Below are 12736 nucleotides of genomic sequence, written 5' to 3' on the forward strand. Positions count from 1 at the left end.
ATCACTACCGGGCCTTTCTACACAAGCATAAATTATTTTATCAGCTTCAGCTCATTCACAATATTAGGAGCCCCACCCAATTTATCAATACACCAGAGTACATAACGTACATCCACACAAATTGTCCTGTTATATACAGGATCAAACTGAATCTTGTGGCTCAAAGCTTCATAGTTACCATCAAAAGCAAGACCAATCAGTTCCCCATTAGCATTCAATACAGGAGAACCAGAGTTCCCACCTGTAATATCGTTAGTTGTAATAAAACAAGTAACAAGATCATTCTTCCTAAGATCTTTATACTGGCCAAAGTCTTTCTTCTTATATAAATCCAGGTAGTTATCAGGTAAATCAAACTCATAATCTCCTGCTTTATATTTCTCCATCACACCTTTCATCGTACACACATAATCATAAGACACCGCATCACGGGGAGAATAAGGTTTCACCTGTCCGTAAGTAAGACGCATAGAGAAGTTAGCATCCGGATACCATTTCTTATTAGGCTCCATGGCTAACAATCCTTTCAGATAAACACGGCCAAGGTCATTATTCTGCGTAACGAACTGGTTATAGATCGGCATGTATTTACTTACATAGTTCTTTATGAAAGCACTGGAATAAGCAAAAGCAGGATCAGTCTGCAGGGTCACTGCATCAGGATTAGCAATAAACGCCTTCCAGCGGGCATCATTCAGGATCATAGATCCGGACATCAGTGCAGAAGACCAGAGACGGTAAGTATTATCATCATCCAAAGCACCGAATTTAGCTTTAACCGCATCGTAGAAGCCAATAGGATGTTGTGCCTGTGGAATATCCGTATAGAAAAGACGACAGGTAGCAGCCAGGATTTTCTGATCGCTGGTCTTATCTTCCTGTGCCAGGAAAGCGGTACGGGCTTTATCAGCAGCCTGTATACTTTGCTTGATTGCATCAGATGCCGTACCAGGAGTCACCATCGCTTTTTCTACCGCCTGTAAACTGGCAGCAAAAGCGGCGAGAGGAGAACCTAAGATCCCTTCGTTGATATAAATACGATGTTTAGCATAAGGAGTCCAGTCCTGGTAAGCCTTTGCATAATCCTTAAAGATATTTTCAAACTCAGGTTTACCCTGCGCCCATTTCTCAAATGTAGCTTCCTGCTGTTGTTTCTCTTCCTGTACTTTATATTTCAGGAGTTGCTGTGTTTCTCCATCAAAGAATTTCCAGTAATTGGCAATACCTGCATAAGAAGAGGCCATTTTCAATTTAATGGCCGGGTCTTTCTTCATCTGCTCAAACATATATTTAAGACGAACAGCGCGAAGCGCCACTACAGAAGGGTTTTCCACATTTATTTTCAGCTTCACCCCTTCAGAGCTTTCGTATCTGTTGGTACCACCCGGGTAACCAAAGATCATGGCATAATCATTTTCCCTGATCCCTTTTATAGAAACCGGTAAGAAGTATTTAGGTTTTAAAGGCACATTGTCCGCCGCATATTCAGCAGGTTTGCCGTCTTTACTCACATATACACGGAAAATGGAGAAGTCGCCGGTATGGCGGGGCCATTCCCAGTTATCCGTATCACCACCGAATTTGCCTATACTTTCAGGCGGAGCCCCTACCAGGCGGATATCTTTATAACGCTCGTACACAAAAAGCAGGAACTGGTTACCCTTGAACATAGGGAGCACCTTTGCTTCATAGCTGGTATTGGCGATAGTCTGGCTAACAATATCAGTGGTAATTTTCTGTTGTTGTGTTACTCTTTCCTGACCGGAAAGTCCTTTCAGGGCTTCTTCTACCTTTGCCGTAACGTCTTCCACTCTTACGAGGAACTGTATAGACAAAGTTTTTGAAGGGATTTCCTGTTGTTTGTTCAGGGCATAAAAACCATTTTTCAGGTAATTATGTTCCATGGAACTGGCTGTAGCAATGGCATCATAACCACAGTGATGGTTGGTGAATATTAATCCCTGACTACTCACTATCTCTCCTGTACAACCTCCTCCGAATATTACAATGGCGTCTTTCAAAGAGGCCTTATTGATACTGTACAACTGATCTTTGGTTAATTTCAGACCTTTTTTAACCATGTCGTTGTACACTTGCTGTCCCAATAGGTACGGCAGCCACATACCTTCATCTGCCCTGGCAAATTTAACCGTCAGCAGTAAAAGGAGGAGTAATACATTTTTCTTCATAATTAATATTCTATTTTGTAAAGGACCTCAAACCTAGCTAATTTTTCATTAAGTGCCATATTGACTGTGCTGAGTGGTTGTATTGAGGCACTGGCGGGTATCTTATAAAATTGGAATGGCGTTTGTAAGGGACGTTTATTATCACTAAACATCATTTTAAAAACCTACGTATGAGAATATTGCTGTACTTGCTTGCTGCCGCTACCTTTTCTGCCTGTCATGAGACCGGAAAGCAGCAGGAGAAGAAAGATGAGATGAAAGAAGGTGTGGAGAAAATTGGACAAGATGTTAAGGAAACTGCCAAAGATGCGGGAGAATACCTGGATGAACAGCGTAAAAAAGTGAGTGACGATCTGCAGGACCGTAAGGATGAAATAGATCAGAAAATGAAGGACCTCAAAAAAGATGGTTCAGAAAAGAGTACAAAAGCCCGTAAAAGGTTGTCAGAACTGAGGGATCAGATCAATCGTGAACTGGAAGATGTAAAAAAGAGCAGCGCATCTACCTGGGAGGATACCCGTAAAGGAGCAGATACCCTGCTTAAAAAATCAGACAGGGAATGGACGGAGTTCAAGCAGGAATTTAATGAGTTGTTCCAGTAAATTAAGAATTTGTAACGGTCTGTGGGGGCTAATCTAAAATAACTAACTTTACCTGGCAACAATCACTATAGGGCTGTGTTACTTTCATACCATCAAAAGGAAATTGCGTTTGAAGCTGGCTGTGACGAAGCCGGAAGAGGGTGTCTGGCAGGGCCGGTATTTGCGGCCGCTGTGATATTGCCGGTTGAATTCCGGCATAAGCTCCTGAATGATTCCAAGCAGATGAAGGCGGCAGACCGTGATACCCTGCGGGTGGTAATAGAAAGAGAAGCAGTATGTTATGCAGTTGCCAGTGTAGATAATGAGGAGATCGACAGGATCAATATCCTGCAGGCATCTTTCAGGGCGATGCACCTAGCTTTAGAAAAGCTGAAGCAAAGGCCCGGTTATATATTGGTAGATGGCAACCGCTTTGTCCCTTATGGAGATATCCCTCATGCCTGTATTATTAAAGGAGATGGGATATATGCTTCTATAGCAGCAGCATCCATACTGGCTAAAACTTACCGGGATGAATATATGCAGTCCCTGCATGAACAATTTCCGCATTTTGGCTGGCAGGAAAATAAAGGTTATCCTACTGTATATCACCGTAATGCAATCCGGGAACATGGAGATACCCCTTATCACCGTAAATCTTTCCGGTTATTGCCGGAACAGATAGAACTGGATTTTGCCGACAAACCTGTGAAATAGGCCTTCCCGCCCGTGGAAGTTGAATACTTAAAACTATTGTTATTATTTTTGCCATTGGATAGGATCAGACTATGTTAAAGCAGACACAACAGCAGAAGCTATTACAAAAATTGTCTCCACAGCAGATTCAGTTAATGAAGCTGCTTCAGGTACCCACGGCTGTTCTTGAAGAACGTATCAAGGAAGAGCTGGAGGAAAATCCTGCCCTGGAATATGGAGAGGAAGCGCAGGAAGATGAATTTAAGGAAACGCAGGAAGAATACACGGCGCCTGAAGAGGAGGATGATTTTGAGCCTGATGGAAGCGAGAATGAATACGATAATATTGATATCTCCGAATACGTAAGTGAAGGAGATGATGATATAGCCGATTACAGGTTGCGGGATGATAACTACCCAGACCCGGATGAGAACAAAACCATCCCGGTAAGAGTGGAAACATCTTTCCATGAGCATCTGTTGGCACAACTGGGTATGCTGGCACTGGATGAAAGACAGACCAGCATCGCAGAACAGATCATTGGTAGCATTGATGATGATGGTTACCTGAGAAGAGAGATCAGTGCAATTGTGGACGACCTTTCTTTTTCTCAGAACGTATCTACAGATGAAGACGAGATCAAGGACCTGATTAAAAAGATCCAGGAGTTTGATCCGCCGGGTATCTGTGCTACAGACCTGAAGGAGTGTCTGTTACTGCAATTGAAACGCAAAATTCAGGATGATCCCGGAGTGATGGGCGCTTACCAGATCCTGGAGAACTACTTTGATGAGTTTACCAAGAAGCACTACGAGAAGATCCAGAAGGGATTGAATATGAGTGATGAAGCGCTGAAGGAAGCCATAGGCCAGATTATCCGTCTTACGCCAAAACCAGGCGGCAATTATGCCACCCTGAATAAGGCCGAGAGTTATGTGATACCTGACTTTTTCATCCTCAACAATAACGGTAAACTGGAATTGTCCCTTAATTCAAAGAATGCACCTGACCTAAGAATTTCTGAAGGTTACAGGGATATGCTGAAGGATTATGACCGTGGAGATAAGAAAGACAAACGTCAGAAAGAAGCGGTACTGTTTATCAAACAGAAGATAGATGCAGCTAAATGGTTCATTGATGCTATCAAGCAAAGGCAACATACGCTGTTGTCTACAATGGAATCTATCATGGGGTATCAGCGGGAATTTTTCCTTACAGGGGATGAAACAACGATGAGACCTATGATCCTGAAGGACATTGCAGATATTACCCAGCTGGATATTTCTACCGTAAGCCGTGTGGCGAACAGTAAATACGTGCAGACAGAGTTTGGTACTTTTAAGCTCAAGTTCTTTTTCAGCGAGTCATTATCTACAGATAGCGGGGAAGAAGTATCGACCCGTGAGGTAAAGAAGATTTTGTCTGATCTGATAGAAGGGGAGAACAAGCGTAAACCGCTGAGTGATGAGAACCTGACGAAGATGCTTCAGGATAAGGGGTACAATATTGCCCGCCGTACGGTGGCCAAATACAGGGAGCAGTTAAATATACCAGTAGCAAGGCTTAGAAAAGAGCTTTAAAAAATTAATATCAGGGGGTATCGAATGGAACAGGCAACATTATCAACAACGGATAACCGTCCGGTATTTTCATCAGCATTGCGTGCGGTAGCAACGGTTATTTCTTATATCACGCATCCGTTATTTATACCGTTAATTATTACGTTCCTGATAGTGAGGTCACTGCCGGAATACTTTGTAGCATTTGCCCACAGCAGCAAGCGTTTTCAGTATGATACGCTTTATATCCGTGTACTCACCATCAGTATATTTTTCCCGGTATTAACTTTAATGCTGGCACGTTCCCTGAAGTTTGTAGAGTCTATACAGATGCATACGCAGCGCGACCGTATCATTCCATATGTAGCCTGTACCATTTATTATTTCTGGGCATTTTATGCGTTTAAGAGGGAAGGGGTAACACCTCCTTTTTTCAATGCATTTTTCCTGGGGGTATTTTTAGCGGTGGTATTGTCTATGGTAGGTAATACGTATGCGAAGATCAGTATGCATACGACCGGCTGGGGCGGGGTAATCGGCCTTTTGCTGATGCTGATGACCGGTATGCATATGAATGTTAGTTTTCCGCTGGTAGTCACTATTCTGATAGCCGGTGTTGTAGCAACGGCCCGTTTAATTCTTTCCGCGCATACTCCTGCCGAGATCTATACCGGTTTTATTATCGGTATTCTATCGCAATGGATAGCATATGGTATAGTAGGGTAAGATTATTTTTCTTTCTTTTTTCACTACGCACATTCAGTGCGTGAAGGTGGCCCATCTTTGTAGTGTTATTTGAACATTGACATATGTTACCGTTGTGAGTTAACCCTTAAACTTTTTTTTGATTCGGTGAAAGGTTGCAGGCTTTACTATAGGATTTAGCATTTTTGGTGTAAAATGCTAAAAAATTTGGGAAAGTTAAAAATTAGATCTTAACTTAGCGCACCATTAAATTTGTAAAAAAACACTTACTAATATGTCTACAGCCAATGCAGATAAATTGAAGGCACTGCGCCTTACCATGGACAAGATCGATAAAGATTTCGGTAAAGGGTCCGTGATGATGATGGGAGAGAAGGGCGTGGTTGCCATGGAGGTAATATCTACAGGCTCTCTGGGTCTTGATATTGCACTGGGTATTGGTGGCCTTCCTAAAGGCAGGATCGTAGAGATCTACGGACCTGAGTCTTCCGGTAAGACGACACTTGCGATACATACAATAGCAGAAGCGCAGAAGAAAGGCGGTATCTGTGCTATAATAGATGCTGAGCATGCTTTTGACAGTACTTATGCCCAGCGTTTGGGTGTGGATGTTGATTCATTGCTGATTTCACAGCCGGACCATGGAGAGCAGGGTCTGGAAATTGCGGACCGTTTGATCTTATCAGGAGCGGTAGACGTAGTGGTAATTGACTCCGTAGCTGCCCTGGTTCCAAAAGGTGAGCTGGAAGGTGAAATGGGAGATAGCAAGATGGGTTTACAGGCCCGTTTGATGTCTCAGGCATTGCGTAAGCTGACGGCTACCATTTCAAAGACGAATTGCTGCTGCATATTCATCAACCAGCTGCGTGAGAAGATCGGTGTTATGTTTGGTAATCCGGAAACAACTACCGGTGGTAATGCCCTGAAGTTCTATGCATCAGTACGTCTAGATATCCGTCGTATGGCACAGATCAAAGATGGTGATGAAGCAGTGGGTAACCGCGTGAAAGTAAAAGTTGTAAAAAATAAAGTTGCACCTCCCTTCCGCCAGGCTGAGTTTGATATCATCTACGGACATGGTATCTCCAAAGTAGGTGAGATCATTGATATGGGTGTTGAATATGGCATCGTACAAAAAAGCGGCAGCTGGTTCAGTTATGATACCAACAAGTTGGGCCAGGGCCGCGATGCCGTGAAGCAGTTGCTGATCGACAATCCGGAAGTAGCGAATGAGATTGAAGGGAAAATCAAAGCGAAGATTGCAGCGCAGCAGCTGGAAGCCGCTTCTTAATTAGAGTTGTTTTAGTTTTAGATATAAGCAATTGGGTTAGTTAGTATTACCTATATCCCCGCCTTTTTCAAGGTGGGGATTTTTTTTAGCTGCTTACGCAGTAGGTTTCATATCCTTCCAGGCCCATAAATATCTACAGGCATAAGTCCGATAAGGAGACCACTTCACAGAGATCTTCAGTAGCTTTTCTCTGAATGCTTTTTTATCTGTTTTATCCAGCTTATATAATTTGATCATCGCCTGCTGAATTCCCAGGTCATCTATCGCAAATACATCTTCTCTTCCAAGATAAAACATCAGCAACATTTCTACTGTCCAGCGACCTACACCTTTGATCTGCGTCAGATAGGCAATCACCTCATCATTATCCATCTTTTGCAGCTTCTTATCCGTCAGTTTTTCTTCCACTGTGAAGCGCGCAACGTTGTGAACGTAACTTACTTTAGCATTAGATAAACCTATGCTGCGCAAGGTTTCCGGAGCAGTGTCAAGAATCTGCTGTGCAGTGGGTTCTTTCCCATTATACAAAGCAAGGAAACGCTTGTAAATAACGTCTGCTACTTTTACACTTAGCTGCTGGCTCATGATAGAAGCTATCAGCCGGAGAGCAATATTTTTTCGAATGGCCAGAGCAGGAAGAGGACTAACCATAATCGGTAAAAACTTTTTGTCTTTACCTAAGTGAACGTGGTAGATTTCTAAAGGTTGAGTCATAACAAGGGTATAAAAACAGGATGCTCCTGAGACAGCAAAAATAAGAATATTTGCCTGCTCAGGAGCATCGTTATGTAAGGTGTTATCTAGTACTCGAAAGGCTGCGCGTAAATCACCTGCATAATAGTTTGCCCGACTGCCTGTAATGTACGTTTATCAATAACACTCATGTTATCGTTCTGCGTATGCCAGTGAGGAGCAAAATTACCGTTAGGCTGCAACGCAATAATATCAAACGTAGGTATGTTCGCCATCGTGTTTACATACACATGATCATCCGTAATAGCAGAGCCATTATTCTCATACCGGAAATAATCAGAATATCCAAGACGATTCGCCACATCCCAGAACATCTTCATAGGACCATACGCATACTGCTGAGATCCCGCTTCCATAAAGAACTGTGAGCCACGGGCACCCACCATATCCAACAGAATACCATAATTAGCTTTATAACCTTTCACATGCGGGTTCTTCGCCCAGTACTGCGTACCAAGGCAAAAGCTGTTCTCCTCTTCACTGATTCCATAATCTTCCACATCCGTCAGTAAAAGATCCACACCAATACCTTGTTTCTGCGCATGCAATTCACGGGCGGTTTCCAATAGCACCCCAACACCACTGGCGCCATCATCGGCACCATCCATCTGTTTGGTTTTATCAAACGCATCCTGATCCGCATGCGGACGAGTATCCCAATGCGATAAAAGAAGGATACGCTGTTTAGCATCCGGATTGAAAGTAGCAATGATATTGATACAAGGGAGAGGCTGTTTCTTAGGTCCCATCACAGTAGTACGCTGTACATACACCGTATCCGCCAAAGGTTTTAACTCCTGTATCAGCCATTCAGCACATTTAGGCTGTGCCGGCGTATTGGCAATACGTGGACCAAAGCTCACCTGTTTAGCCGTAAATGCATATGCACTGTCTGCATTGAAAACAGGGACTTTCGCTGCCGCAGTCACCTGCTGACTGGCACTATCCGCACCATTGTTCTGGTTATTATTCGTTGATTGATTACAGGCACATGCAAACAATGCGATACCCGTAAAAGTGCTGATGATTTTATTCATATAAAAATGAGTACTGTTTATTATTGGATACTATAACTCACGCCACCATCCTTCTCATCTTTCAACTGTATACCTACAGCTAAAAGCTGATTGCGGATCTTGTCGGAAGTAGCATAATCTTTACGGCTTTTAGCTTCTTTCCTCATCTCAATGAGTAACTGCATAACACCATCAAGCGTATTATCATCAGTAGATAAAGTCTCCGGTTTAAGCGCCAGGATCTCTATCAGATAAATATTCCATGTTTTCTGCAAAAGCGTGAAAGTCTCTTCACTGATCTCGTGCATTTTAATCTGACCACCCTTCAATGAATTAATCACTGGTGCCAGTTCAAAAAGATTCGCCAATACTTTAGCCGTGTTGACATCATCATTCATGAACTCCTGGCATTCGTGGCACCATTCACGTACCTGCTTGTCCAGCTCTTCATTGAGAACACCTTTCGCCCCGTCGTAGCTCAGTTTCAGCAATACTTCATACGCAGCCCACAAACGTTGCAAACCTTTCTCCGCAGCCTGTAACGCTTCATTGGAGAAATCCAGGGTACCACGGTAATGTGTCTGCAATACAAAGAAGCGGATCGTCATGGGGCTATAAGGCTTATCCAGCAAAGGATTAGTACCCGCAAACATCTCCGTCAGTTTGATGGTATTGTTATACGCCTTACCCATTTTACGGCCGTTAATGGTAATCATATTGTTATGCATCCAGTAACGGGCCATCATCTCACCATGCGCCACTTCACTCTGTGCTATTTCACACTCATGATGAGGGAATTGCAGGTCCATACCACCACCATGAATATCAAACTGTTTGCCCAGATATTTACTGCTCATAGCAGAACATTCAATATGCCAGCCAGGGAAACCATCACTCCAGGGACTGGGCCAGCGCATCAGGTGTTCTGGTGGTGCCTTTTTCCACAGGGCAAAATCTACCTTATTCTTTTTCTCATCCTGACCTTCCAGCTCACGGGTAGTTTCCAGCATATCTTCTAATATGCGGCCACTGAGAATACCATAGTCATGCGTTTCTGCATATTTCTTTACATCAAAATATACAGAGCCGTTTTTCTCATAGGCATAACCTTTACCCATGATATTCTTAATCATTTCAATCTGTTCGATGATATGACCGGTAGCAGTAGGTTCTATGCTTGGTTCCAGACAGTTGAACTGGTGCATAGCCCAATGGTAGAGGTTTGTGTATTTCTGTACCAGTTCCATTGGTTCCAGCTTTTCCAGCAGGGCTCCTTTGGCTATTTTATCTTCAGCTGCGCGACCTTCTTCCTCGAAGTGACCGGCATCTGTAATATTCCTTACATAACGTACTTTATAGCCAAGGTGTTGCAGATATCTGAAAACAACATCAAATGTGATATAAGGACGGGCATGACCCAGATGTGACTCCCCGGATACGGTAGGACCGCATACGTACATACCAACGTGGCCGGGATACAGAGATTTGAATACTTCCTTTTGCCGTTGTAGCGAATTGTATATTTTAAGCTCAGACATATCAGATAATTTCGAATAGTAAAAACCTTCCTCGGCTTTTGTTGGATTGCAAAGATAATTATTGTTTCGTCAGTGACATTACCATTGAAAAAGCATATAAACCGGTTAATGTCCCAGCAGGGTCAGGTTAGCAATAACAGGGTAATGATCGGACAGATCGGAGTTTATTTTCCTGAAAGAATTGATAATGAATGATTTATCGGTAAAGATGTAATCTATACGCAGGGTAGGTGCTAATCCGGCAAAGGTACGGCCTATGCCACTGCCCCTGGTAAGGAAGGCATCCTGCATAGTTCCCCTGATGGTAAAGTAGGTGTACGAAGCAGGAGTATCGTTGAAGTCGCCACATACAATGGTAGGATAAGGGCTCGTTTTGATGAAAGCCGCTACAATATCTGCCTGCCGGCTACGGCCCACATATGCATCCTTCATTTTCTCCACAATATTGCGGGTAGCTACCAGCCCGGTATCTTCCTGTTTTTTTATCTTTTCTATAAAACGGTAATCCCTTTCATTGAACCGGTAAGATGCCAGGTGCATATTGAAGACACGGATGGTATCTCCGTTTTTAACGATATCAGCGTAAATGAGACTTTCACTTAATGGCCCTGTAGACATCTTCAGCTTGCCGGATTTGATGATAGGGGAACGGGAATAAATGATAGATCCCCAGTGTTGCATCCCGTCCCGGTTAAAATCGCTGGAAAAGTAACGGTAGGGCAATCTCATTTCACGGGAAATATCTTCCCGGTTATTGAAATCATTCTTCTTCTCCGAAGTATAAAAATCCTGGAAACAAACGATGTCCATGTCCTGCTTGTTGATCAAAGCAAACATAGCCTGACGGTTGTATTTACTGTCTTTCTCCTTGTAAAGTCCAAACTGCGCTACGTTGTAGCTCATGATGTTGATACTTCCTTCAGGATTGGCAAACTGTTTTTTAGTAGACGGTAAGTTGAATGCAATGAAAGCCGCAATGGATTTCCACCCGATAACGATAGCCAGTAAAGATAAAAGACAGTATTTGAAATCGAATATGAGCCAGCAGATAAAAAAGAGTATCAGCGCAAGTAGTAATAAAGGGAATAAAAGGGTAATAAAACTGATAGGCCACCACTGTTCAGGTGACACATAGGGAGCCAGGCATGCTACCAGGAACAGCAGCAATACAATGACGTTTACTGTCAGAAAAAAACCTTTTGTAAAAAGCTTCAAAAATCTCAACTGCTATTGCTTTTTGCTTAAAGATAGTAGAAAGAGAGAAATTAATTTCTTTTTAGAGAGAACGTGGCCATTACAGGAAAATGTTCAAACCCTTTCTTCTTAAATGTATGGTAATCCAGGATGTTAAAAGAAGGCTGGGCAAGGATATAATCAATTCGCAGCGTTGGAGATAAAAAGGACAAAGTCCTGCCTAAGCCAAAACCATGACTGAGAAAAGCATCCTGCATGTTATTGCTGATGGTATTATAAGTATAAGATACGGGTATATCATTGAAATCTCCGCAAACAATTGCCGGATAAGGACTTGCATCTGCAAGGGATGCAAGCAGACGGGCCTGTTCCGCTCTTTTGTAAATGGTACGGCGCATTTTGCTTACCAGCGTCTTGCCTTCTCCCACAGCAGGGTCTTTCATCTCGATGAAGGAGTAATCAACTGATTTAAACATGTAGGACTGTAGCTGGGCTGTGAGAATACGCACAGTATCGCCTTGTATAAGTATATCTGCCTGAAGTATACTGCTGCCACTGCCAACAGCGCTGTGTCCGCAGGGGATGGCAGAAGCATTTATAATAGGATATTTAGAAAACAGGATGATCCCATATTGCCAGGTATACCAGCTTGTTTTATCACAGGTGAAATAGAAGTACCGGTAATGTAGTTGTTGCTGTATATCGGAAATATGATCAGTATAACCGCTTCTGTTATTGGTGTAAAACTCCTGGAGACAGAGAATATCCGGTTGATTTTCTTTTATAGTATAGTAGATGTTGTTTTTAATAGAAACATCTTCTTTGTATTCTTTCAATCCCATGCTACTGGTGTTGAAAGTCATAAGGGTGAACTGTTTCCTGCCTTTGGCTTTTATGTCTGATCCCGGGTGTAGTCCAAAACTAACATACAATGCAGGGGATGATAATACAAGTGCAAACACACCCATCCAAAGAAATCTCTCTTTATAAATGATCCAGAGAATAAGGAATAAAAAGTTAAGGCACCAGCATAGCGGAAACAATAAGCCAATAAAGCCACTCGGCCATATTGCCTGCGGATTGAAATGTGGTAGCCAGGATGTGAGGATAAGCATAAAAGCTATCAGCACATGTGTATAATATAGCGCACGACGTTTGAACAGGGACACGGGGTGGGGTTTAAAGGCATAAGTAAAATAAAAAAACATCCGGGT

At 42.8% G+C, this 12736-nt stretch carries 11 protein-coding genes; 5 read left to right on the top strand and 6 right to left on the bottom strand.

Features of this window, described 5'->3' with window-relative positions; translation table 11 throughout:
• Positions 1-32: 32 nt before the first annotated feature.
• On the bottom strand, positions 33-2189 hold the full coding sequence (locus BMW86_RS11005; protein WP_089781759.1) for a S46 family peptidase: 2157 nt from the start codon (positions 2187-2189) through the stop codon (positions 33-35).
• 170 nt (positions 2190-2359) lie between these two features.
• Between BMW86_RS11005 and BMW86_RS11010 the strand changes: the two genes are divergently transcribed.
• The 5 genes from BMW86_RS11010 to recA all read left to right on the top strand — a co-directional run bounded on the left by BMW86_RS11010 (position 2360) and on the right by recA (position 7021).
• On the top strand, positions 2360-2791 hold the full coding sequence (locus tag BMW86_RS11010) for a hypothetical protein (protein ID WP_089781760.1): 432 nt from the start codon (positions 2360-2362) through the stop codon (positions 2789-2791).
• A 75-nt stretch (positions 2792-2866) separates the two neighbouring features.
• The gene (locus BMW86_RS11015; RefSeq protein WP_089781762.1) at positions 2867-3487 is read left to right on the top strand and encodes a ribonuclease HII; all 621 of its coding nucleotides are present in this window, start codon (positions 2867-2869) and stop codon (positions 3485-3487) included.
• Positions 3488-3558: 71 nt separating this feature from the next.
• Positions 3559-5046: an RNA polymerase factor sigma-54 gene (rpoN, locus tag BMW86_RS11020; protein ID WP_089781764.1), complete on the top strand. Its 1488-nt coding sequence runs from the start codon at positions 3559-3561 to the stop codon at positions 5044-5046.
• A 24-nt stretch (positions 5047-5070) separates the two neighbouring features.
• On the top strand, positions 5071-5751 hold the full coding sequence (locus tag BMW86_RS11025; RefSeq protein ID WP_089781766.1) for a phosphatase PAP2 family protein: 681 nt from the start codon (positions 5071-5073) through the stop codon (positions 5749-5751).
• A 253-nt stretch (positions 5752-6004) separates the two neighbouring features.
• Positions 6005-7021: a recombinase RecA gene (recA, locus tag BMW86_RS11030; protein ID WP_089781768.1), complete on the top strand. Its 1017-nt coding sequence runs from the start codon at positions 6005-6007 to the stop codon at positions 7019-7021.
• Between the two features lie 93 nt (positions 7022-7114).
• Here the strand turns inward: recA and BMW86_RS11035 are convergent, their stop codons facing one another.
• From BMW86_RS11035 to BMW86_RS11055, 5 genes are all read right to left on the bottom strand, one after another.
• Positions 7115-7735, bottom strand: a complete 621-nt coding sequence (locus BMW86_RS11035) for a DNA-3-methyladenine glycosylase family protein (RefSeq protein WP_089781770.1) — start codon at positions 7733-7735, stop codon at positions 7115-7117.
• An 86-nt stretch (positions 7736-7821) separates the two neighbouring features.
• On the bottom strand, positions 7822-8811 hold the full coding sequence (locus BMW86_RS11040) for a M28 family peptidase (RefSeq protein ID WP_089781771.1): 990 nt from the start codon (positions 8809-8811) through the stop codon (positions 7822-7824).
• A 20-nt stretch (positions 8812-8831) separates the two neighbouring features.
• Positions 8832-10328 (bottom strand): cysteine--tRNA ligase, encoded by a 1497-nt coding sequence (cysS, locus tag BMW86_RS11045; RefSeq protein WP_089781773.1) that lies wholly within the window; start codon positions 10326-10328, stop codon positions 8832-8834.
• 105 nt (positions 10329-10433) lie between these two features.
• Positions 10434-11552, bottom strand: coding sequence for an endonuclease/exonuclease/phosphatase family protein (locus BMW86_RS11050; RefSeq protein WP_143056552.1), 1119 nt, complete (start codon positions 11550-11552; stop codon positions 10434-10436).
• A 41-nt stretch (positions 11553-11593) separates the two neighbouring features.
• Entirely contained in the window at positions 11594-12691 is a 1098-nt protein-coding gene (locus tag BMW86_RS11055; RefSeq protein ID WP_177189223.1) for an endonuclease/exonuclease/phosphatase family protein, read from the bottom strand.
• Positions 12692-12736: the final 45 nt, after the last annotated feature.

The organism is Chitinophaga sp. YR573 (assembly GCF_900110995.1).
Lineage (GTDB): Bacteria > Bacteroidota > Bacteroidia > Chitinophagales > Chitinophagaceae > Chitinophaga.